Source organism: Pseudomonas sp. BT76 TE3572 (assembly GCF_050435365.1).
GTDB lineage: Bacteria > Pseudomonadota > Gammaproteobacteria > Pseudomonadales > Pseudomonadaceae > Aquipseudomonas > Aquipseudomonas fluorescens_W.
Map to the genome: position 1 here is coordinate 3,581,733 of NZ_JBNDKE010000001.1, position 22,301 is coordinate 3,604,033.

At 55.2% G+C, this 22,301-nt stretch carries 20 protein-coding genes, 1 other RNA gene and 1 pseudogene; 11 read left to right on the top strand and 11 right to left on the bottom strand.

Annotated elements, in window-relative coordinates; translation table 11 throughout:
• Positions 1-117: 117 nt before the first annotated feature.
• The 8 genes from ABH912_RS16390 (at position 118) to ABH912_RS16425 (ending at position 8,780) form a co-directional block, all read left to right on the top strand.
• On the top strand, positions 118-942 hold the full coding sequence (locus tag ABH912_RS16390; RefSeq protein WP_033058148.1) for a (Fe-S)-binding protein: 825 nt from the start codon (positions 118-120) through the stop codon (positions 940-942).
• Positions 939-2,393, top strand: a complete 1,455-nt coding sequence (locus ABH912_RS16395) for a LutB/LldF family L-lactate oxidation iron-sulfur protein (protein WP_033058150.1) — start codon at positions 939-941, stop codon at positions 2,391-2,393. Before ABH912_RS16390 ends, ABH912_RS16395 begins: the two co-directional genes overlap by 4 nt.
• Positions 2,393-3,064, top strand: coding sequence for a LutC/YkgG family protein (locus ABH912_RS16400; protein ID WP_429511122.1), 672 nt, complete (start codon positions 2,393-2,395; stop codon positions 3,062-3,064). Before ABH912_RS16395 ends, ABH912_RS16400 begins: the two co-directional genes overlap by 1 nt.
• Positions 3,061-5,880, top strand: a complete 2,820-nt coding sequence (locus ABH912_RS16405; protein WP_429511123.1) for an FAD-binding and (Fe-S)-binding domain-containing protein — start codon at positions 3,061-3,063, stop codon at positions 5,878-5,880. The genes ABH912_RS16400 and ABH912_RS16405 overlap by 4 nt, the downstream gene beginning before the upstream one ends.
• Positions 5,881-5,999: 119 nt before the next feature.
• Complete coding sequence (locus ABH912_RS16410) at positions 6,000-6,272, top strand: hypothetical protein (RefSeq protein ID WP_033058154.1); 273 nt, start codon at positions 6,000-6,002, stop codon at positions 6,270-6,272.
• A 297-nt stretch (positions 6,273-6,569) separates the two neighbouring features.
• A complete protein-coding gene (locus tag ABH912_RS16415; RefSeq protein ID WP_033058156.1) occupies positions 6,570-6,848 on the top strand; it encodes a hypothetical protein in 279 nt (92 codons plus the stop codon).
• A 95-nt stretch (positions 6,849-6,943) separates the two neighbouring features.
• Positions 6,944-7,337, top strand: a transfer-messenger RNA (tmRNA) gene (gene ssrA, locus ABH912_RS16420).
• A 186-nt stretch (positions 7,338-7,523) separates the two neighbouring features.
• A complete protein-coding gene (locus ABH912_RS16425; protein ID WP_429511124.1) occupies positions 7,524-8,780 on the top strand; it encodes an integrase domain-containing protein in 1,257 nt (418 codons plus the stop codon).
• A gap of 503 nt (positions 8,781-9,283) precedes the next feature.
• Here the strand turns inward: ABH912_RS16425 and ABH912_RS16430 are convergent.
• The 5 genes from ABH912_RS16430 to ABH912_RS16450 all read right to left on the bottom strand — a co-directional run bounded on the left by ABH912_RS16430 (position 9,284) and on the right by ABH912_RS16450 (position 14,479).
• On the bottom strand, positions 9,284-9,613 hold the full coding sequence (locus ABH912_RS16430; protein WP_429511125.1) for a DHCW motif cupin fold protein: 330 nt from the start codon (positions 9,611-9,613) through the stop codon (positions 9,284-9,286).
• A 321-nt stretch (positions 9,614-9,934) separates the two neighbouring features.
• Positions 9,935-10,687 carry an alpha/beta fold hydrolase gene (locus tag ABH912_RS16435; protein WP_429511126.1) on the bottom strand — a complete coding sequence of 251 codons (753 nt, stop codon included), beginning with the start codon at positions 10,685-10,687 and terminating at the stop codon, positions 9,935-9,937.
• Positions 10,688-11,191: 504 nt separating this feature from the next.
• Positions 11,192-12,376: a cystathionine beta-lyase gene (metC, locus tag ABH912_RS16440; RefSeq protein WP_429511127.1), complete on the bottom strand. Its 1,185-nt coding sequence runs from the start codon at positions 12,374-12,376 to the stop codon at positions 11,192-11,194.
• Positions 12,377-12,613: 237 nt separating this feature from the next.
• On the bottom strand, positions 12,614-13,393 hold the full coding sequence (locus ABH912_RS16445) for an aldolase (protein WP_429511128.1): 780 nt from the start codon (positions 13,391-13,393) through the stop codon (positions 12,614-12,616).
• Positions 13,394-13,585: 192 nt separating this feature from the next.
• Positions 13,586-14,479, bottom strand: a complete 894-nt coding sequence (locus tag ABH912_RS16450) for a dihydrodipicolinate synthase family protein (RefSeq protein ID WP_429511129.1) — start codon at positions 14,477-14,479, stop codon at positions 13,586-13,588.
• A 130-nt stretch (positions 14,480-14,609) separates the two neighbouring features.
• Here ABH912_RS16450 and ABH912_RS16455 point away from each other — a divergent pair, with 130 nt between their 5' ends.
• The gene (locus ABH912_RS16455; protein ID WP_429511130.1) at positions 14,610-16,163 is read left to right on the top strand and encodes a PLP-dependent aminotransferase family protein; all 1,554 of its coding nucleotides are present in this window, start codon (positions 14,610-14,612) and stop codon (positions 16,161-16,163) included.
• Between the two features lie 474 nt (positions 16,164-16,637).
• Complete coding sequence (locus tag ABH912_RS16460) at positions 16,638-17,255, top strand: DJ-1/PfpI family protein (protein ID WP_429511131.1); 618 nt, start codon at positions 16,638-16,640, stop codon at positions 17,253-17,255.
• A 52-nt stretch (positions 17,256-17,307) separates the two neighbouring features.
• Here the strand turns inward: ABH912_RS16460 and ABH912_RS16465 are convergent.
• Positions 17,308-17,674 (bottom strand): annotated as a pseudogene (locus ABH912_RS16465) (histone-like nucleoid-structuring protein, MvaT/MvaU family).
• 293 nt (positions 17,675-17,967) lie between these two features.
• On the opposite strand from ABH912_RS16465, the gene ABH912_RS16470 reads away from it, so the two are divergent.
• Positions 17,968-18,588 carry a tyrosine-type recombinase/integrase gene (locus ABH912_RS16470; RefSeq protein ID WP_429511132.1) on the top strand — a complete coding sequence of 207 codons (621 nt, stop codon included), beginning with the start codon at positions 17,968-17,970 and terminating at the stop codon, positions 18,586-18,588.
• 162 nt (positions 18,589-18,750) lie between these two features.
• Here ABH912_RS16470 and ABH912_RS16475 read toward each other — a convergent pair whose 3' ends face one another.
• From ABH912_RS16475 to ehuB, 5 genes are all read right to left on the bottom strand, one after another.
• Positions 18,751-18,990, bottom strand: a complete 240-nt coding sequence (locus ABH912_RS16475) for a hypothetical protein (protein ID WP_429511133.1) — start codon at positions 18,988-18,990, stop codon at positions 18,751-18,753.
• A 100-nt stretch (positions 18,991-19,090) separates the two neighbouring features.
• The gene (gene ehuA / locus ABH912_RS16480; RefSeq protein WP_082457645.1) at positions 19,091-19,966 is read right to left on the bottom strand and encodes an ectoine/hydroxyectoine ABC transporter ATP-binding protein EhuA; all 876 of its coding nucleotides are present in this window, start codon (positions 19,964-19,966) and stop codon (positions 19,091-19,093) included.
• A complete protein-coding gene (gene ehuD / locus ABH912_RS16485) occupies positions 19,966-20,622 on the bottom strand; it encodes an ectoine/hydroxyectoine ABC transporter permease subunit EhuD (protein WP_060543916.1) in 657 nt (218 codons plus the stop codon). Before ehuD ends, ehuA begins: the two co-directional genes overlap by 1 nt.
• Positions 20,619-21,278, bottom strand: coding sequence for an ectoine/hydroxyectoine ABC transporter permease subunit EhuC (ehuC, locus tag ABH912_RS16490; RefSeq protein ID WP_429511134.1), 660 nt, complete (start codon positions 21,276-21,278; stop codon positions 20,619-20,621). The genes ehuD and ehuC overlap by 4 nt, the downstream gene beginning before the upstream one ends.
• Positions 21,279-21,347: 69 nt before the next feature.
• Positions 21,348-22,205 carry an ectoine/hydroxyectoine ABC transporter substrate-binding protein EhuB gene (ehuB, locus tag ABH912_RS16495; protein ID WP_429511135.1) on the bottom strand — a complete coding sequence of 286 codons (858 nt, stop codon included), beginning with the start codon at positions 22,203-22,205 and terminating at the stop codon, positions 21,348-21,350.
• Positions 22,206-22,301: the final 96 nt, after the last annotated feature.

Sequence of the window (22,301 nt, forward strand, 5' to 3'; positions counted from 1 at the left end):
ACCACGATTCCGGCGTCAGCTATTCACTACCCGGTCTGTAAGGCTGCTGAAAGTTTGCCTCTCTATATTCAGCAGCCTCAGCGGACGGATAACCGGGCCCACCCGGAGACACGCCTGATGAGCGAGCTTTTTTACAACGCCGTGCCGAACGCGACCCGAGTCGCCCCGCCACTGCCCGAGCCTCGGCAATACCCCAGCAAAAAACCGTCACGGGTCTACCTGTTCGGAACCTGCGTCGTGGATTTGTTCTACCCTGAAGCCGGGATGGACGCGATTCACTTGCTGGAACGCGAAGGCATTCGTGTCGAGTATCCGCAGGGGCAAAGCTGCTGCGGGCAACCAGCCTACACCTCGGGTTACACCGAGCAGGCGAGGACCGTGGCACGCTCGCAACTGGCGCTGTTTGCCGGGGACTATCCGGTGGTGGTGCCGTCGGGATCGTGTGCCGGGATGTTGCGCGAACACTACGCCGACTTGTTCAAGGACGAGCCGGACACGCTGAAACAGGTTCAGGCGCTGGCTGGCCGGACTTATGAACTGGCCGAGTTTCTGTTGTTTGTCTGCAAGGTGCAGCTCAAGGACAGTGGCGAGCCAGTCAAAGTAGCGTTGCACACGTCGTGCTCGGCACGCCGTGAGATGAACACCCACTTGCATGGCCGTGAGTTATTGGCGCAGTTGAGCAACGTGGAGCGAGTCGACCACAGCCATGAAAGCGAATGCTGTGGCTTCGGTGGGACTTTCAGCGTCCGTATGCCAGACATTTCCGGCGCGATGGTGGCTGACAAGACCCGCTCGTTGAAGGAATCCGGCGCGCACAAGGTACTGAGTGCCGACTGCGGTTGCCTGATGAACATCAACGGCTCGCTGGAGAAACAGAAGGAAGCGTTGCGCGGCCAACACCTGGCCAGCTTCCTTTGGCAGCGAACCGGAGGTGTTCTATGAACGCTTCCGCGATTATTCCTACGGTTGCCGTAGAAGAAGATTTCCGCACCCGTGCTCACAAGGCGCTGGGTGACAAGCAACTGCGAAATAACTTTCGCACGGCGATGGATTCGCTGATGACAAAACGGGCAGCGTCCTTCAGCGATGCCCACGAAAGAGAACATTTGCGAGTGCTGGGCAATGCGGTCCGTGCCCGTGCTCTATCCAAGTTGCCCGACCTGCTCGAGCAGCTTGAACAGAACCTGACCCGCAACGGTGTGACAGTGCACTGGGCGGAAACGGTGGACGAGGCCAATGGCATCGTCCTCTCGATCATCCGCGCTCACGAGGGGCGGCAAGTGATCAAGGGCAAATCGATGGTCAGCGAAGAGATGGAAATGAATCACTTCCTCGCTGAACAGGGCATTGAATGCCTGGAATCGGACATGGGCGAGTACATCGTCCAGCTCGACCACGAGAAGCCTTCACACATTATTATGCCGGCGATCCACAAGAATGCCGGTCAGGTCGCGTCCTTGTTCCACGACAAACTTGGCGTGGAATACACCAAGGACGTTGACCAACTCATTCAGATCGGTCGCAAGGTCTTGCGGCAGAAATTCTTCGAAGCGGACATCGGCGTCTCCGGCGTCAACTTCGCCGTGGCCGAAACCGGCACCTTGCTGTTGGTGGAAAACGAAGGCAACGGGCGCATGACCACCACGGTGCCACCGGTGCACATCGCCGTCACCGGCATCGAAAAAGTCGTGGAAAACCTGCGCGATGTGGTGCCACTGCTGTCACTGCTGACCCGCTCAGCCCTCGGCCAACCGATTACCACTTACGTCAACATGATCTCCGGCCCGCGCAAGGAACATGAGCTCGACGGCCCTCAGGAAGTGCACCTGGTATTGCTCGACAACGGTCGCAGCCAGGCCTTCGCCGACAGCGAATTACGCCAGACCCTGAACTGCATCCGCTGCGGCGCCTGTATGAATCATTGCCCGGTCTACACCCGAATCGGCGGCCACGCCTATGGGGAGGTTTACCCTGGGCCTATCGGAAAAATCATCACCCCGCACATGGTCGGCCTGGCGAAAGTCCCGGACCACCCGAGCGCCTCGTCGCTGTGTGGCGCCTGCGGTGAAGTCTGTCCGGTAAAAATTCCGATTCCGGCGCTGCTGCGGCGCCTGCGGGAAGAGAACGTCAAAGCCCCTGACAGTCCCCATCAAGTGATGCGCGGCCAAGGCAGCAAGTATTCGCGCAAGGAACGCTTTATCTGGAACGCCTGGGCCAGGCTCAACAGTTCACCTACGCTCTATCGTCTGTTCGGCTTTTTCGCCACGCGCCTGCGTGCGCTGACGCCGAGCAACGTCGGTCCCTGGACGCAAAATCACAGCGCACCGAAACCCGCTGCCCGCTCACTGCATGACATGGCCCGCGAGCATCTGGGCAAACAGGGAGATCGTTGATGAGCGCCAAGCAAAATATCCTCGCCAAATTGCGTAAAAGTCTGACAGGCACCACGTCGGTGCCTGACGAGTTCGACGTCGAACTGGTGACCGCGCCCTACACGTACACCGCCGAGCAACGCATCCCGCAGCTGCGCAAACTGATGGAAGCGGTACACACCGAAATCCATCTGACGTCCGGCGAAGGTTGGCCTTCGTTGCTTGCTCAGTTGTTGCGGGACCGTCAGCTGCCGAGTTTGTTGATCGCACCGACTACACCGCACGGGCAACGCGTCACTCAGCACTGGGCGAAAAATCCTGGCTTGCCAACACTCAAAGCCTACGACCGTCCGGTTGAAGAATGGAAGACTGAATTGTTCAACGACACGCCGGCCAGCCTGACCGGCACACTGGGCGCAATCGCCGCGACAGGTAGTCTGATTCTCTGGCCGACGCGGGAAGAACCACGCTTGATGAGCCTGGTGCCGCCGGTGCATTTCGCCCTGCTCAAGGCCAGTCAAATCCGCGACAACTTCTATCAAGTGCAGCAGGAGTTCGAGTGGGCACAAGGCATGCCGACCAATGCCCTGCTGGTGTCCGGTCCTTCAAAAACCGCTGACATCGAGCAGGTCCTGGCTTACGGCGCTCACGGTCCGAAAGACCTCGTGGTCATGATCCTGGAGGACCAATGAATCTACCCGCGGCTTTCCTGCGAGATGCGCAGCAACTGATTCCCCAGGAGCGACGTTTCGACGACCCGCTGTCGACCTTGGCCTTCGGCACCGACGCCAGTTTCTACCGGCTGATTCCGAAACTGGTGATTCGTGTCGAATCGGAAGATGAAGTCGTCGCGCTGCTCAAACTGGCACAACGGGATAAAGTCCCGGTGACCTTCCGCGCCGCCGGCACCAGCCTGTCCGGCCAGGCCATCAGTGACTCGGTGTTGATCGTCCTCGGGGATAACTGGAACGGTCGCGAGATCCGTGGGCAAGGTACGCAAATCCGTCTGCAACCGGGTGTGATCGGTGCACAGGCCAACGCATGGCTGGCACCGTTTGGGCGCAAGATCGGCCCGGATCCGGCGTCGATCAATGCCTGTAAAATCGGCGGCATCGTCGCCAACAATGCCAGCGGCATGTGCTGCGGCACCGCGCAAAACACCTATCACACGTTGGCTGGCATTCGTCTGGTGCTGGCCGACGGCAGCCGTCTCGATACCGAAGATGCGGCGAGTGTTGTGGCGTTTCGTGAGAGCCACGCTTCGCTGCTTGAACGCCTGGCAACGTTGGGCCGCGAGACCCGCGCCAATGCCGAACTGGCTGCAAGAATTCGCCACAAATACCGTCTGAAAAATACCACCGGGCTGTCACTGAATGCGCTGGTGGATTTCGACGAGCCTGTGGATATCTTGAGCCACTTGCTGGTGGGCTCCGAAGGCACCCTCGGTTTCATCAGCGCGGTCACTTACGACACGGTGATTGACCATCCGAACAAGGCCTCGGCACTGATCGTATTCCCAGATGTGGAGACCTGCTGCAACGCCGTGACTGTACTGAAAAGCCAACCGGTGTCGGCCGTCGAACTGTTGGACCGACGCAGTCTGCGTTCAGTGCAGGACAAACCCGGCATGCCGGCTTTCGTACAACAGCTGTCGAACAATGCCTGTGCGCTGCTGATCGAATCCCGCGCAGCATCGTCCACGTTGTTACAGGAACAACTGGCGCACATCATGGCGTCGTTGACTTCTTTCCCGGTGGAAAAACAAGTCGACTTCACCGAAGACCCGGTGGAAAACGCTCGGCTCTGGGCGATCCGTAAAGACACCTTCCCTGCCGTCGGCGCCGTGCGCAAAACCGGCACCACGGTGATCATCGAAGACGTGACCTTCCCGGTGGAACAACTGGCCATCGGCGTAAACCGTTTGATCGAACTGTTCGACAAACATCACTACGACGAAGCGATCCTTTTCGGACACGCGTTGGAAGGCAATCTGCATTTCGTCTTCACTCAAGGCTTCAACAACCCGGAAGAAGTCGCACGCTATCAGGCGTTCATGGACGACGTGGCGCAGTTGGTGGCGGTGGAGTTCGGCGGCTCGTTGAAAGCTGAACACGGCACCGGCCGCAACATGGCGCCCTTTGTCGAACTGGAGTGGGGCAGCGATGCCTACCAGTTGATGTGGCAGCTTAAACGTCTGCTCGACCCCAACGGCATTCTCAACCCGGACGTGGTGCTCAGCGAGGATCCGCAGATCCACCTCAAGCACCTGAAGCCGTTGCCGGCCGCCGATGAGATTGTGGATAAGTGCATCGAATGCGGCTTCTGCGAACCGGTCTGCCCGTCTAAAGGCCTTACCCTGAGCCCGCGCCAGCGCATCGTGATCTGGCGTGACATTCAGGCGAAGAAACGCGCTGGCGTGGACACCACCGAACTCGAAGCCGCTTACGAATACCAAGGCATCGACACCTGCGCCGCCACCGGCCTCTGTGCGCAGCGTTGCCCTGTGGGAATCAACACCGGCGAGCTGGTGAAAAAGCTCCGCAGCCGGAAGGCAACTCATACGAAAACCGCCAATTGGCTGGAAGGTAATTTTGCCACTGCGTTGCAAGGCGCGCGTTTCACCCTGCACGTGGCCAACGGTGCGCGAATGCTGCTGGGGGCGCCACGATTGGCAAAGCTTTCGGCGACATTAACGCGCCTATCCAAAGGTCAGGTCCCGCAGTGGACCAACGCCATGCCGCAACCGGAAAAAGCCATTCGCTTCAGCCCGACGGTGTCGGACGAACGCCCTCGAGTGGTGTACCTCGCGGCCTGCGTATCGCGGGCAATGGGCCCGGCAGCGGGTGATAAAGAGCAAATGTCGCTGTACGACAAAACCCGTGGGCTGCTGGAAAAAGCCGGCTACCAAGTGGTCTTCCCGGACAACCTGGACAACCTCTGCTGCGGGCAACCGTTCGCCTCCAAGGGCTACGCCGAACAGGCCGAACACAAACGCCAGGAACTGATCGGTGCCTTGCTGCACGCCAGTCGCGGTGGGCTCGATCCGATTTATTGCGACACCAGTCCGTGTACGTTAAGACTGGTTCAGGACCTGGGCGATGTGCGACTGGACCTGTACGACCCGGTGCGTTTCATTCGTACACATCTGATGGATCGTCTGGATTTCACGCCGCAGGAAGCGCCAATCGCAGTGCACGTCACCTGTAGCACCCAGCACCTTGGGGAAAGTCAGGCGCTGATCGATCTGGCGCGCAAGTGCAGCAAAAACGTGGTTATCCCTGAAGGCATTCATTGCTGTGGGTTTGCCGGCGACAAGGGCTTCACCACGCCTGAACTGAATGCTCATTCGCTGCGCACGCTCAAGGATGCGGTTCAGCAGTGTAGCGAGGGGATTTCTACCAGCCGTACGTGTGAGATCGGTCTGACGCAACACGGTGGAATTGATTATCACGGGCTAGTCTATTTGGTGGATCGGGTAACGCAGGCGAGGGTTATGCAAGAAAAATAGAACCCTGATGCGCTGCCATAGTCCACAGAATTAGCCCGGCCGTTACCGGGCTTTACCCAAACTCGGCAGCCCGTCCTGATGGCCAGCGATGCCTGGACCCTCAGTTCAAGGAGATACTCATGAAACGTTCTGTACTGTTAGGTCTGTTCGTTACTGTCTCGCTGATGGCGTCCACCTCGTTTGCCGCTGAAGACCTCTGTGCGGTCAACTTGAAAACCATCGAAAATGCCAAGGCACAGACACCTCCGGAGATGACTGATCAGGTAATGGACAGCGTCAAAAAAGCCAAAGCCGATCAGGCAAAAGGCACCAAGGAAGGGACTGATGACTGCATCGCCGAGACCGAACAAACTATCCAGCAAATCAAGAACGCGAACAAAGGTGCGAAGTAATCCAGCACTTGGCCAACCTTCGGGTTGGGCTTGTGGCCCACGGTGGCACCCAATATGAAGCAAACCAAAACCCGCCAATCGCGGGTTTTGTTGCATCTGCGGTTGGCCATGTGTGCCCACTTTTAATGCCATTGTTTCTATCAAACAATTTTTTCATAGCCCTTCTGCCAAAACCGAATTCTTGCGTCGTGCCGTAGTCTTTTAAGTAGGCCTCTTCAATCGTGGCTTATTTTCCGACCTCGGCCGAGCCGCCCGCACATACGGCAGCACCGAGACCATCAGCTCAAGGTGATATCCATGAAACGTACCGCACTCGCTGGTCTGTTCATCTCTGCTGCAATGTTGGCCTCCCCCGTATTTGCTGCGGACAACGACCTTTGTACGAGCAAGCTGCAAGAGCTCAAAAACAAAGTGACGTCATTGCCGGTGACCTCCAGCAACACCGCCATGGAGGTCAAAAGACTGATGTCCAGCGCCGAAGCTTCAAAAGCCTCCGGCGACGACAAAAAATGCGTCACCGAGGCCACCCAGGGATTGTCTCTCGCTAACAACCTGAGCAATCAACCGACCCCATAATCTGCTGGAGCCAACCTTCGGGTTGGCCTTCTGAGGCGTGTTGGCGTACACTGCGCGTGCTTGTTGCTCACTTTGATTCACAGAGCAACAGGCTCGGGGCCGTTTAGGATTCGACGCCGGTTGCGAAACTTTAGGTGCATGCCGAGTTGGTAACAGAACTCGTAAATCCACTGTTGCAACTTTCTATAGTTGCCAATGACGAAACCTACGGGGAATACGCTCTCGCTGCGTAAGCAGCCTTAGCCCTTCCCTCCTGGTACCTTCGGGTCCAGCAATCATCAGGGGATGTCTGTAAACCCAAAGTGATTGTCATATAGAACAGAATCGCCGTGCAGTACGTTGTGGACGAAGCGGCTAAAACTTACACAACTCGCCCAAAGCACCCTGCCCGTCGGGTCGCTGAGGGTTAACTTAATAGACACGGCTACGCATGTAGTACCGACAGCGGAGTACTGGCGGACGGGGGTTCAAATCCCCCCGGCTCCACCACTTCATCATCTAAAGACGTCCACGGACGTCTTTTTTTGTGCCTGGAATCCAGTAAATACGCGGCTTCCATGGCTTCCGAGGACTTTTGAGGATTTCTGAGTTCCAGGCGCTTTGGTATCCCAGGTGGTATCCCGGGCTGCCAAATGCTACTTTCAGGATACCAAAACGGTGCTGGAGGTAGCCCCCATGCCTACTAACGCAACCCGCCTCTCCGATCGCCAGCTCAAGGCAGTCAAGGCAACTGGTAAAGACTTCGTCCTCAGCGACGGCGACGGCCTGCAGCTTCGAGTACGCGCCAGCGGCTCGATGATGTGGAATTTCAATTATCGCGAACCGTTGACCAGAAGCCGTCTTAATATGGCGCTCGGTCCATACCCCGACCTCTCATTAGCGAATGCTCGGAAGAAAGCAGTCGAGGCGCGAGAGCTACTTGCTCAAGGCATTGATCCCAAAGCCCAGCGCGATGAGCAAAGGCAAGCCAGATTGGCTGAGACCGAACACACCTTCGAGAAGATAGCCACCGCCTGGTTCGAACTGAAGAAAGACTCAGTGACGCCAGCGTACGCCGAGGACATTTGGCGTTCACTCACGCTGCATGTTTTTCCGAGCATGAAATCGACGCCGCTCTCTGAGGTCAGTGCTCCTATGGTGATCAAGCTCCTTCGCCCGATTGAGGCCAAAGGCAGCCTCGAAACAGTGAAGCGGCTGAGCCAACGACTCAACGAGATCATGACTTACGGGGTGAACTCCGGACTGATTTTCGCTAACCCCCTCAGCGGCATTCGGGCGGTCTTCAAGAAGCCCAAGAAAGAGAACATGGCCGCGCTACGACCCGAAGAGCTATCCGAGCTCATGATCGAAATCGCGAACGCCAGCATCAAGCGAATCACCCGCTGCCTGATCGAATGGCAACTGCACACCATGACCCGTCCTGCCGAAGCGGCGACCACCCGATGGGCAGACATCGACTTCGACAAACGCATTTGGACCATCCCGCCGGAGCACATGAAAAAGCGTCGTCCGCACACCATCCCGCTGACTGAACAGGCGCTCGGGCTGCTGGAGACACTCAAGCCCCACAGCGGCCACAGGGAATACGTGTTCCCGGCAGATAGGAATCCGCGCACCCACGCCAACAGCCAGACCGCCAACATGGCGTTGAAACGCATGGGCTTCCAGGACCGCTTGGTCAGCCACGGCATGCGCTCCATGGCCAGCACCATCCTGAACGAGCATGGGTGGGATCCGGAGCTGATCGAAGTCGCGCTGGCGCATGTCGACAAGGACGAAGTCCGAAGCGCTTACAACCGGGCGGACTACATCGAACGCCGGCGTCCGATGATGGCTTGGTGGAGCGAGCACATCCAGAAAGCGGCCACTGGCAACCTGTCGGCATCTGCGATCAATCAAACCAGAGACCACAACGTCGTGCCGATACGGTGAGCGCTCACCGGATGCCGCCGGTAACCGAAAATGACTCCCCAGATGGAGTGATGGTTGATTTGGCGACAGCGGCGACACCGGCGACAACCCGCGTAATACCTGGCTTGCAGCATGGCGACAGAAGTGGCGACTGTCGCCGTTGCAAGCCTCCCTCTTGGGGCTTTCTCGGCCAAGCCCACGCGAGCGGGAAGGCTCCGCATTCCCACTCGCATGGGCTCTGCGTAATTACATCTCATTTGACCACCTAAATGCATTGCCACTGACCAGTCATTCGCATTCGCGCTGACCAACCGCTTGCAGTTGATGGATGTCAGCGGATGCCACTCAGCCGCGAGTGCGTCAGCCAAGCACTGAAGGACTGCAACCGCCCCATAGCTGTCGGTGGCGACAGGCAAGAATCGGCCAGGAGCAGTCATTCGCACAGGAGTATTTCAGACCCCAGATTGCGGACGCATCCGCTGCCAACGGCTTGGGTGGGTGCGTTTTACAGGTCGCCCCCACGACTAATCCACAATGAACAACTTCGCCCCGATCGTAGTGAATGACCGATGTCCCTCAGCATTATTGCCCACCTGATAGCTCATGCCTGGCGTCAGTGTGAACTGACGACCATCTTCCAGTTCTGTATGCAACTGACCCTCTAGGCACAACAGGATGTGCCCCCTCCAACACCAGTGATCGGCCAGATATCCAGGGCTGTATTCGACCATCCGCACGCGCGCTGAACCAAACTGGCAGGTACGCCAATAGGCTGTGCCTGTCTGACCGGCATGCGCCACTGGTTCTATCGTTGACCAATCGGTGGTACCAAATGGGATTGCAGTGAAATCCATTGTTGCCTCATCGAAATGCAATAAATGCAGACCGTATCATTCGGGCGATAGTGCCGATAGACACAGAAGGCCCGCATTTATGGGATACAGGCGCGGTGAGAGAAACTGCCTTCAGCCTGCCACTGGATAACCATTCGGTGCTGCTATCGCGGGTAACTCATTGACCGCTTCACGCTCTGAGCCGGTCGTGACAGGCAGAGAATGGTAAGCGTCTTGCGAAGCCATCTCGACGAAGGAAAATCACGCGTTTTGCAGTGACGGCCAGAAACCTTAGCAACATATCGACAGCAGCATTTAGGCTACTGGCGATCTAGGATGGCTTTATTTTTTTTCGATGATGGAGGTGATTGCGGACGAAAATTGGTGGGCATCCTCAAGCATCATCAGATGGCCACAATTTTTCATTACTCGGTATGACGCGGCTTTCTCTTTGACCCAGGCGGGAATGTGCCATCCATTGGCTGATCGTTCGCCTGCAATAAGATGGAGCGGAATGTCATCAACCCAGCCTTTGATTCCATTCAGGTAGGCTGGGGCGCCCGTGATATCAACGACTGAGGCTGCCATTTGTTGAAGCGTGCTCGCCGGCTGAAAGGAAAGAGAGGTTATCGCAGCCAACAAGGTTGCCTCGGTTGGTTTAACTCCAGCTCCATGCAGCCATTTTTCAGGTTTTGAACGGTCATTCGCCAACTTGGCCTCGACTTCTTCGAGTGGCATCTTTGCCAGCTTTTGCGACCAAAAGGCGTCATCCAACGTGAAGTTGCCTTCAACACTTATCACGGCTTCCACGCGATCCGGGTACGCTGCGGCAAAAAGCGCAGCAATTGCACCACCGACCGAGTGCCCTACGAGGTACCAGCGGTCATGTGGTGCAGAGACTGCATTCATTTCCTTATGAAGATACTCGACCTGAGCATCTAGGCTAATCATCGCCGGATCGACTTTTGCCAAGGAGCCGTAGCCGAGCATGTCAGGAGCGAGCATTTGCGTAAACTTCGCCCCCTCCATCAGGATGGTTTCCTTGAGTGGGCCGATTAAGCCGTGAATAAAAACTATGCGAGTTGATTGAAGCATCTATATCTCCAATTAGTATTTTGAGTTCCTATTCGAGTAAGCCACGAATGCATCTTGTTCGGCCAACCTGTTCTCCGTCAATGCTACTGCGATGAAAACTATGATTTTTCATGTCGGGTGCGTTGAACCGTTGGTGCCCACGTCAAATTGATCCAGTTGCCGATGTCACTGACCCAATCTGTTCTTCTCGAACCATTGCCTATGCGTGACTTGTGCAAATTCAGAGGTGAGGCAGTCTTGCATCCGCCCGTGGTCAATTTGGCGTCGGTGTTAACACAAGCACCTTTTTTCGCTTTGCCACTTGATTTGTACACACCCCATGCATTTCGATTAAGCGCACCCTTGGGCGCTAGTCCTTAACCAATGTTGTTGGTGGTACTAACAAAAGTCTAATGCGGAGCATCAGTAATTATTTTTATTAAAACGCTATCTGTAAGGTTTCTAATTCTTATGCACTAATCAGCGTATTCGGACTTGCTCTTGCATCGAGATAGCAAGCCGGTGTTACCCCTCCCTGTTGAGTCGTTCAAAGCCCAAGGTGAGATCGTGCTTCAGATCATTGATGTCTTCCAGCCCAACTTGAATACGCAAGGCGTACCCAGTTTCCAACCAATCAGTCGCCGTTCTGTACGATTGGCAGTTGAACGGCACGATCAAACTTTCGAAGCCACCCCATGAAAGCCCCATACTAAAAACAGACATATTATCAAGCATGTTGCTTAGGCTTTTTTTGCAGTACTTCTTGTTTAAAATGACAGAAAACAACCCGGATGACCCGGTAAAGTCACGTTTCCAGAGTTCGTGCCCTGGACATCCTTCAAATGCTGGATGTAGCACCTTTTCGATCTCTGGACACTTTTGAAGCCAGGCAGCGAGTTCTATGGCCTTCTTCTCAGCCTCCTTCAACCTCAAATGCATTGTACGTAAACCGCGCAATGCCAAAATACAATCATCAGCACCAGGCAGCATTGCTATTGCATCGTACGTAGCTCTGAGTGCAGGCCAGCACTCTTCATTGGCGGATGCTAGTCCAAGCAGAATATCGGAGTGTCCTCCAAGGTATTTGGTGCCTGCCTCGACAGATATATCAATCCCATGAGCATGGGCATTAAAGAAAATTGGCGTGGCCCACGTATTATCCAAGATAGTCTTAATGCCATATTTTTTTGCCACTTGGACAATGGCGGGGATATCTTGGATCTCCATCGTTTGAGAGCCAGGCGACTCCATGAAAATAACCGTGGTATTGTTTTTTACGAGTGCCTCAATGTCATAACCAATCAAGGGATCATAATAGCTCGTCTGGACACCAAATTTAGCGAGAAAACCATCACAAAAAACTCGAGATGGTCGATAGATGGTGTCTGGCATCAGTATGTGATCGCCTACCTTAGTTAAACTCCATAGTGCTAAAGCCACGGAACCCAATCCTGATGGCGACAGAACAGTGCCCGCCGCACCAGTTAGCTGTGTCCATGCATCTTCTAGGTTTGCAATCGTTGGAGTACCGCAGGTTCCATAATGAAAACGGTTGCGCTTAAGCTCTATATCCTCAAGCGTTTTATAGATGACGGTGGAGCCTTTGTAGAGCGGAGGATTGACAAAGCCTGACTGCTCATCAGGATTTCTTCCGAGCATTGTAAGTTGAGTGCCGATGCTAAATTTCGAGATATTTTTGCGAGAGTCCATAATCGACCTCAGCGAACTGATTAAGTTTAACAGCTGCCTTACCGCCAAGTCCTCTGGTGCATCTAAATACACCCAGACTGGTACGATGTGATATTTAATGATTTTGACAACGGCGCCTCATGACAACCCGCATGCATCTAAGTGTCGGAGAGCTAACACTTAGGCACATGATGCGGAACGTCCATCCACGAACATTCAATTAGTTCGCAGCAACAGCCATTTCAGGAGCATCAACGGCTATCGGGGTGAATCGACTTGTTTTTCCCGCATGGAATCTACCTGGCGACACCAATAGTCAAACGTTCCGTTAACAATCGAAGGCTTCAGGAGGTAATCGTGAGCCTCACTTGCCAAGGCATCATCCAGCGGTTCCAATGGGCCGAACACCCGAGCACGAACCTGCATGCGTGCTGCGCGCTCGAGATACACACAGAGGTAAGTAGCTTCCTGGATGTTCCCGGTGGTGAGTTGACCGTGGTGCGCGAGCAGGATGGAGCGCTTTTTTCCAAGGGCGGCGGAAATGACTACGCCTTCGTGATCGGCAATCGGGACGCCTGGCCATTCGCTCAGAAAAGCGCAATCGTTGTGGAAGGGTGTCATATCCATTTGAGAAACGATCAGGGGCTGGCGCGCGGCGACCAAAGCAGATACCCAAGGAGAGTGGGTGTGAATGATGCTCTGGATATCAGGACGCGCTTCATAGACCCACAGGTGGAAACGCGTAGCAGGGTTTGCCATCCCGGATCCCGTAAGGGTATTCAGGTCACGGTCAACCTCGATAAAGTCTCCTGCTGTCGCTTCGTCGAACCCCAAGCCGAAACGCAATGTCCAGTAGGCATCAGGCCGTTCCGAACGAGCACTGATCTGGCCAGCCAAACCAGCTTCCTGACCTGTCATGGCGAGGATGCGACATGCGTAGGCAAGCTGTTCCTGTATTGAACGCTGTTGGGGTTTCAGATGTTCCTTCATCTCTCGTGTGGCACGGTCGTCGAAATATTCTTTGCTTCGTAAGTCCATACTATCTCCTCGAGGAGGTGCCTTCGACACCAGCTTTTCTCCAAGCGCGAAAACAATTCAGGTTGCCACTTCGTACAACTTTTTGCCTGTATCTGTTTTACCGGACGCATCCTGTCGGATGGACTGGAGCACGACATCGTTTGCGTGCCCAAGTCGCGGAAAACCTGTCGCCTAGCACAAGTGAAGTGCGAACTATCGCTCCAGCTCCAATTCTTTCAACAACGTGGCGACAATTTTCCGATCATTGCCCTCCAACGCTTTCAGGGGCAGCGGCAAACATGGTCGGCTTACCACGTTCAGCAACTCGGCCATCGCCGCCACGACTCGGAGGCTTCCGTGATTGCCAAACAACGTCCATAAAGGCCGTAACTTCTCCGACAGCCGAGCAGCTTCCTGCCAATTCCCTGCTTGTGCAGCGCGTGTAATTGCCACCGCCAAGTCTGGTAGCAATCCTCCGATTACGGAGTACCAAGCGTCGCAACCGGCATTCAACCCAGTCACAGCCGAAGCATCACCACTGACACCGATGGTCACATTGACGGGTATCAATGCACGAAGGCGATCAACTCGTGCCCTGGCAGCATCTAGATCTGCCGGTACCGCCGGGATCTTGATAGAGCCCACATTAGGCAGTTGCGCGATACGCCCATGTAGTTCGTCGCTGAACTCGAAGTGGGTAGTGTAGGGATTGTCATACACGCAAAGTGGTACAGACAGATCACGCGTCACTGCTTCATAGAGCCCAAATACCTCGTCAGCAGTCAGCTTCTGGTAAGACACTGGGGCGAGCAGAACGGCGCTTGCTCCAGCTTTCTGCGCCTGTTCCGCCAGAGCCTGTACGTCTCGAGTGCGCAACGCACCGATACCAACGATTACCGGAACGTCGCCTGCGTGCTTCACCGCAAGCTGTGCGGTTCGCAGCCGCTCTGCATGAGTCAGATATGCATAACTGCCGGTCGAACCGAGGGCTCCAATGGAGTCAATACCGGCAGTCGCAAGGCGCTCGATCAATCGGATATAGGCCGTTTCGTCAAGGCCGCTTTCATCCATGGGGGTCAATGGAAATGCACTGAGACCGGAGAACATTGTTGAGACTCCTGCGGTGGTTGAAGTGGAAAAGTTGTGCGTTTGTATTGCTTTGGCACTACAGAGACATCAGATCAGTCAAGGTCTTCGGCAGTGCTGATAAGACCTTCATTCAAATTGTGTTGATTAATTGGCCTATGGTATAGAGCCAATATCTAACAGAATTAATGAGCCAGAATTGATGGCAAGAAAAGCGAATGTTGTTGAAATTCCATCGCTAGGCGCTCTGGATCGAACCACAGGCCAATTAGGACGACAGCTTGCGCAAGCTCTGAGATCTGCGATCCGCAGGGGCGACGTTAAACCGGGCGAACTCCTTCCATCGACACGCATTCTCGCCAAATCGCTGACGATTGCCCGAGGCACCGTTATCGAGGCATTTGAGCAGCTGATCGCAGAGGGCTTCTTGGAATCGCAAGGTAGAGCGGGCACGCGGGTTGCCCGTTCTTTGGTCGACGTGCCTCCAACTAGCAACCAGAAGGAAAGTACGCCAACTGAAACACTGCCGTGGACGCCCTCTGCGCGAATCGAGAGGTTCGCTCAAGTGGCCCAGCAATTTGGAGCAGCTCCTCAGATTCCATTCTCAGTCTCTGTCCCGATCGGTAAAGCTGCTCCTGACGATATTTGGCGCCGCCTTGGTAATCGTATAAGGGCGCGAGGCCCAGGAGCGCCATCGGGATACGGCGATCCGAAGGGCGCCCTTGAGCTACGGGAAGCCGTAGCCGATTACGTGCGCAAGTCACGATCTGTCAGATGTGAAGCGAACCAAGTCATCATCACATCCGGCACGCAACAGGGCCTATACCTCGCTTGCCAGGTGCTTCTTGATGTCGGGGATTTTGCGTGGGTGGAGGATCCGGCCTACCGGGGTATCACCGCGATTTTGGAAAGTGCAGGCCATACGAATCAAATGATCCGCGTCCCTGTTGATGCTGAGGGTTTGAATGTTGAAAGCGGAATAGAGCAATGCCCCCAGGCCCGTGCAGCCTTCGTGACCTCATCACATCAATACCCGCTCGGCATGCCGATGAGCATGGCCAGACGCAATGCTTTGTTGTCATGGGCCAGAGCTTCAAACTCCTGGATTGTCGAGGACGATTATGATGGTGAGTTGCGTTATGCAGGCCATCCCTTTCCGTCCTTACAGGGACTAGACCCCGAGCGCGTCATCTACTTAGGAACATTCAGCAAAATATTGTTCCCATCTTTACGGCTCGGATACGCAATCGTTCCACCATGCCTGGTGCAAGCCTTTTGTGGGGCAAGAGTCCTGATGGATAGGCACCCTGCCAATGCTGATCAGCATGTTCTCGCGGCATTCATCGCAGAGGGACATTTGGATCGACACATCCGGAGAATTCGCGGAGTGTATGCGGATATTCACAGGCAAATAATCGAGGCCGTAAATAAGCTGATCCCCCACAACCTTGCATGGCTGGAACCCAGTGATCAGGGTATGCATTTGGTTCTATGGCTAAGGGACGACATCGATGATAAGTGGGTTGCCTTGAAAGCCTCAGAAGATCAAGTATCAGTACGTGCGGTGTCCACAATGTACGCCGGTGGCAATGGCCGCCCAGGGGTGATTTTGGGCTTGGGTGGGTTCAGCCCTGAAGAAATTGAATCTGCCACCCGGCGTCTTGCATACGTCATCACGCTGGCTGCGCAGAACCCTGCTGAATGATCTTGCTCCAAGTGTCCCCAGCCTGTTGTCGCTGACGCCCCCCCAACTGCCAAGACGTCACTGACCCAGTTTGTTCCTATAGAACCATTGCCTATGGGAGATTTTTGCAGATTTAGAGGTGGGTCAGTCTTGCTTCAGCACGAGGGTCAATTCGGCGTAGTGGAAGAGAATCACGTAATGGATTCGATCCTGGATGACAAGAAGGAACCAAAAGCGCTCACTCAAGAAACATCCGAAGGTGTTGGATGGCTGGCGTGCCCACATGGAATGGCAGATCGGGTCTGGAAACTGTAAAAGCCAGGCTACGGCCCTGGAAAGCGGAACTTGAAGATGTATCCATGACAATAATTTGATTGCCTTGCATGCACTCCATAGCATGCTTTTTTCAAGCCTGACTTGAGCAGCCGACGCTCGCCGTTGTGGCGTACCTGCTTCACGTTCCATTCCTGACCATATGCAGAGGAAGAAAACAGCATGCACGTCGCAATTCTTACTTTTGAAGGCTACAACGAACTCGACTCGCTCATCGCCTTGGGCATTCTAAATCGAATCAAGAAGCCTGGCTGGCGTGTATCAATTGCCAGCCCAACAGCCAAAGTTCGCTCCATGAACGGGGTTGTCATCGAATCCCATGTGTCGCTTTCAGAAGCGAGCAAGGCGGACGCCGTTATCGTCGGCAGTGGCATGCAAACACGAGAAGTGGTCGCTGACCCTGCGCTCATGGCGCAATTGAAACTTGATCCTAAAAGGCAATTGTTGGCCGCTCAGTGCTCCGGAACGTTGATTCTGGCAAAGCTCGGGCTGCTCGATGGTATTCCTGCCTGCACGGATCTCACGACGAAACCTTGGGTTCAGGAAGCAGGTATCGAAATTCTCAATCAAGCATTTTTCGCCCAAGGTAACCTTGCCACTGCGGGTGGGTGCCTTGCTTCCCAATATCTGGCCACCTGGATTATCGCCCGCTTGGAAGGCATTGAAGCAGCAGAGAGTGCAATGCATTACGTAGCGCCGGTAGGCGAAAAGGAAGACTACGTTAAGCGCGCAATGCGCAACATCACCCCCTACTTGCCCCAGAAACAAATCGCTCTTTAAACGCCATCAAAAAAGACGGGCCCTCGAAGGGCCCTTTTGTACTCAAATAAAATCACTTGGTCAGCCAGGACTCAACTGTCGCGGAGCCGTGCTCTGCTTTCCATTCTTTTAGGCCTTTGTGATTCCCACCTTTGGTTTCGATGATCTCGCCAGTGTGCGGGTTCTTGTAGACCTTAACCTGGCGCGGTTTGCGAGTCCCGGTCTTGGGCTCGGCTGCTGGAGCGCGACGACCAGACTTCGGATCAAGCAGGTTGATCACGTTCGGCAGGCTGTAACCGTACTCGGCAAGCAGAGCGCGCAGCTTGGTTTCAAATTCGATTTCTTTCTTGAGGCCCGCGTCGCGCTTTCAGCGCTTCAAGAGCTTGGAGCTGCTCGGCGAGGTGTTTTTCGAGCTGGCGGAATTCAGCTAATTTAGACATGAGAAATCTCTTTTCAGTAGTTGCCTAACAGTATATTGCAAATCGACCAGTGCAATACGGGCTGCTGGCGACAACTGAGCTAGCAGCCGAAAACTATGACTCAGCAGTAATTACGGCTGAGCCATAATTTGGAATAATCCAGTTTTGCTGCGAAATTTCACTCCACGTGGCCAATCCTCTCGACTCTCAGTTTTCGAGGTATTCAGCGCGTTTTCACACAGCCTGGGTCGATAGCGACCACAACGCACCGTGACTGTTCCACCCTTGTCCTCCCTCAACCTGGAGGACAAGCCATGAACTCAATTGCTACATATCGCCATCAGCCTTGGAACAAGGGAAAGCTCGTCGGGCAAAAGGCGCCGCTCCGAGTCAGAGATATCTGGGCCATCCGCGTAAGACTTCAGCTTGCTGAGAAGACACGGGATCTGGCGCTCTTCAACTTGGCTATCGACAGCAAACTGCGTGCCTGTGACTTAACCAAGCTGCGAGTCCGAGACATAGCCCATGGGGAACATGTGTCGTCACGGGCCATCGTGATGCAGCAGAAAACCCACCACCCAGTGCAATTTAAAATCACTGAGCAAACCCGAACGGTTCTGGAGGCTTGGATGCATCAAGCTCACCTGCACAGCGAGGATTTCTTGTTCCCGAGCCGTTTGCACGACTCAGACCATCTCTCCACCAGACAGTACGCTCGAATAGTCAAAGCGTGGGTGACCGCCATTGGCCTTGACCCAACCATGTACGGCACTCACACGCTACGGCGAACCAAGGCATCGTTGATTTATCGCAGGACAAAGAATCTGAGAGCAGTTCAACTCTTGCTGGGACATACGAAGCTTGAAAGCACCGTCAGGTACTTGGGCATCGAGGTCGATGATGCCCTGGAAATGGCAGAGCAGACGGAAGTCTGACCATCCACTGCGACGGTCCACGACAGACCGTCGCTATCCGACCCTAAGCGGTCTTACGACTTTCGCGGAAGCGGACATTCAAAGTAGTAGCGCCTTGCCTAATTATCCAACCAAACTTCAACTACTACACTGAGCCCAGTAATTCATTTTTTTAATCACTTTTTAAACGTCAATCAGGCGAACTGCCTGGCGCGAATCAATTGTTGGAATAAATCCGATGCGTTGGTGCTCTGTGATCCACCTCCGAGTCAGCTCTATATCGAAGTACCAGCCGTGGGTTTTCATCAGCACAAGCGCCGCACCCGTAATTCGACAATGCCCACAGCTCGGACAGGTTCTTTCCTCGTATTCACCATCAGTTTCAACGACCGCCGCAGACTCACCACAAATCAAGCAAGTCATGAACTACTCATTTTGGCTTTACCAAATCCCCCAGCGGGACGATAAATCTGCAATCCCAACGCGTAATCGACCCGAGTGGCGGCCAGGGCTGGGAGCTTGCCTAGTTGGCTTCTTTCACCGCACTGAGAAACGCGCACGTGCGTTCCTGCTGCGGGTGTTCGAAGATTTGCGCCGGGGTGCCCTGCTCGTGAATCTGCCCTTTGTAGAAAAAGCACACACGATCAGCGAACTCCCTAGCGAAACCCATTTGATGCGTAACCATCAGCATGGTCAGGTTGTGTTCGGTGCCGAGCTTGCGGATCACGTTGAGCACTTCGCCGCACAGTTCCGGGTCGAGCGCGGAGGTCACTTCGTCGAACAGCATGACTTTCGGGCGCATGGCCAGTGCCCGGGCGATCGCCACCCGTTGTTGTTGACCACCGGATAACTGCGATGGGTAATGCCCGAGCTTGCTGCCCAGACCCACCAGTTCCAGCAAGTCTGCTGCACGTTCACGGGCCTCGGCCGGTTTCATGCCGAGCACCTGCACCGGCGCCTCGATAACGTTTTGCAACGCTGTCATGTGAGGGAACAGGTTAAAACTCTGGAACACCATGCCGATCTTGCCGCGCACTCGGCGGATGTGCCGGTCATTGGCGGGCACCAATACACCGTTGCGATTGGGCATGTGGGTCAGCAAGTCATCCTCAATGCGGATCAGTCCGTCATCGATGCCTTCGAGTGTCATCAGTACCCGCAGCAGTGTGGATTTTCCGGAGCCGCTGGGGCCGATGATCGCGACTTTCTCACCCGGCGTGACGTCCAGGTTCAAATGATCGAGCACGGTAAAGTTGCCGTAGCTCTTGGTAACGTCCTGGAAGCTGACGATCGGCTTTACCGGTTTGGTTTCCTGCATGGCCATGGCCTCCTGCGGATGCAGCGGGGTCGGGTTGCTGTGCCGTGAAAGGTCACCGGGTGTCGACAGTGGAGTAGTCATTAGCGTAGCTCCAGGCGCACTTCAAGGCGCCGTACCAGATAAGCCAAAGCAATGCTTAGGGCGAGGAAAAACAGGCCGACCATGGTGATCGGCTCCAAATAGCGGAAATTCTCGGAACCGATGTTCTTGGCCTGTTGCATGATTTCCACCACGGTAATCGCCGACAGCACCGGCGTGTCCTTGAGCATCGCCACCAGGTAGTTGCCCAATGGAGGCAGGATCGGCCGCAGGGCCTGGGGCAGTATGATGTTGCGATAAGCGCTGTATGGGGCGATGTTCAACGCCGTGACCGCTTCCCATTGCGCGCGCGGCACCGCATCGAGGCCGCCGCGATACACCTCGGCGATGTAGCAGGCGTAATGCAGGCCTATGCCGAGAATCCCCACTTGCATCGCGGTCATGCTGACACCGTAATTGGGCAGCACGTAGTAAAGGAAATACACCTGGATCAGCAGCGGCGTGCTGCGAATGAACTCGATCACGGCGGTGGTCGGCCACGACAGCCAGACTCTGCGGCTCCTTCGACCGATAGCCAGGAACAGCCCCAGCACAATGGCAATCAGGAAGCCGACCAGGGTAATCCCCACGGTGTTAAGCGAAGCGCGCAGTAAATCGGGGAGGATTTGCCAGGCATAGGTCCAATCGAACAGTGTCATGACAGACCTCCACGCATCCGCCCGCGAGCCAGATGGCGCTCAATGTGACGCATGCCGATGTTGATCGCCTGCGCCAAGACGAAGTACATCACCAGCGCCAGGCTGAAAATTTCCAGAGTCTCGAAAGTTGCCTGATCCAATTGACGAGCCCTGAAGCTCAGGTCTGACAGGGTGATCAACGACACCAGCGAAGTATTTTTCAGCAGTTCGATCAGCAGGTTGGTACCCGGCGCAATAGCGGCCAGCAATGCCTGCGGAAGAATGATGCGGCGAAAGCGCTTGTAGCCGCTGAAGTTGAGTGCTGTGGACGCCTCGTATTGACCCTTGGCGACGGAGCTGATCGCACCGCGCATCACCTCGGCGCCGTAAGCGCCAATGTGCAAGCCGAGACCGACGATGGCCACGCTGTAGGGACTCAGTTCAAGGTTGAACGGCGGCAGCGGCAGCACGAAAAACAGCCAGAACAATTGCACCAGCAACGACGTGCCGCGAAACACTTCAATATAAGCAATGGAAAACCAGCGCAATGGCCGCCAAGGCGACATGCGCCCCAGAGCCGCGACAATTGCCGCGACAATCGCCAGCAGCGAACCGAAAATCGTCACCTGGAGCGTCACCCAGGCGCCTTGTATCAATAGCGGAAGTAATTCACCCATGGGTTAAACCTGTCCATCCGGATTAAGCAGGGAAATAGGCATCGCGCCGTGGCGCCATGCCTGTTTCGACTATTGAGCGCAGAGCTCGGCAGCCGTTTTGCTTGTCACGTTGGATTTGTCAAACCCGAAAGGGGCAACAGCCTTGAGGTGCTCTTCGGAGCCCAACCACTTTTTCAACTCGGCGTTGACCGCATCGCGCAGGTCTTTGTCTTCCGGACGGAAGGCGAGAGCACCGTATCCAATGTGTGACGGGTCGTCCTTGAACTCGGTGACCGCTTCAACTTTGTCGCCACCTTTGGCGGCCAAACCTTTCATGGTCAGTTGAGTACCCACTGCCGCATCGGCACGACCGGCGCGCACGGCTTGCAACTGGGCGGTGGTGTCCGGTACCTGGAGGATTTGCTCATCCTTTACACCCGAGTCTCGCGCATAGGCCAAGTTTACCGTGCCGGCCATGATTGCCAGCTTCACCTCGGGATTCTTGGCGATGTCTTCGTAACTGTGCAGACCCTTCGGGTTGCCTTTGGCCGTAAGCAGCGCGTCCGGCAGTTGATACTGCGGATCGGTAAACAGCACCTGCTTGCAGCGAGCCGGCGTGATGTACATGCCGGCGGCAATCACGTCGAAGCGCCCGGCGCGCAGACCCGGGATCAACGAGCCCCATTCGGTCAACACGCCGTCAACCTGTTTGATGCCCATTTTGGCAAAGATGGCTTTGGCGATTTCCGGTGATTCACCGGTGACCCTGCCGTCGGTTTCGGTAAAGGCGAACGGGGTTTCGTTGGCATAACCGATACGGATGCTGCTGTTCTGTTTGACGGTTTCCAGTGTCGTAGCGGCATGGGCGCCGGCGACTAGGCCGAACATCGCGCAAGCTACGAACAGGTGACGCAATGCATGGGTGCTGCGGGAAGGGAAATTGCTCATCGATAAAATCTCCTGTTTCTTGTTGACCCGTCGGTGACGGCTCTGTGGTAGGAGGCAGTGTTACAAGAGCAAAGCGTACAAGGACTGATCTCATGG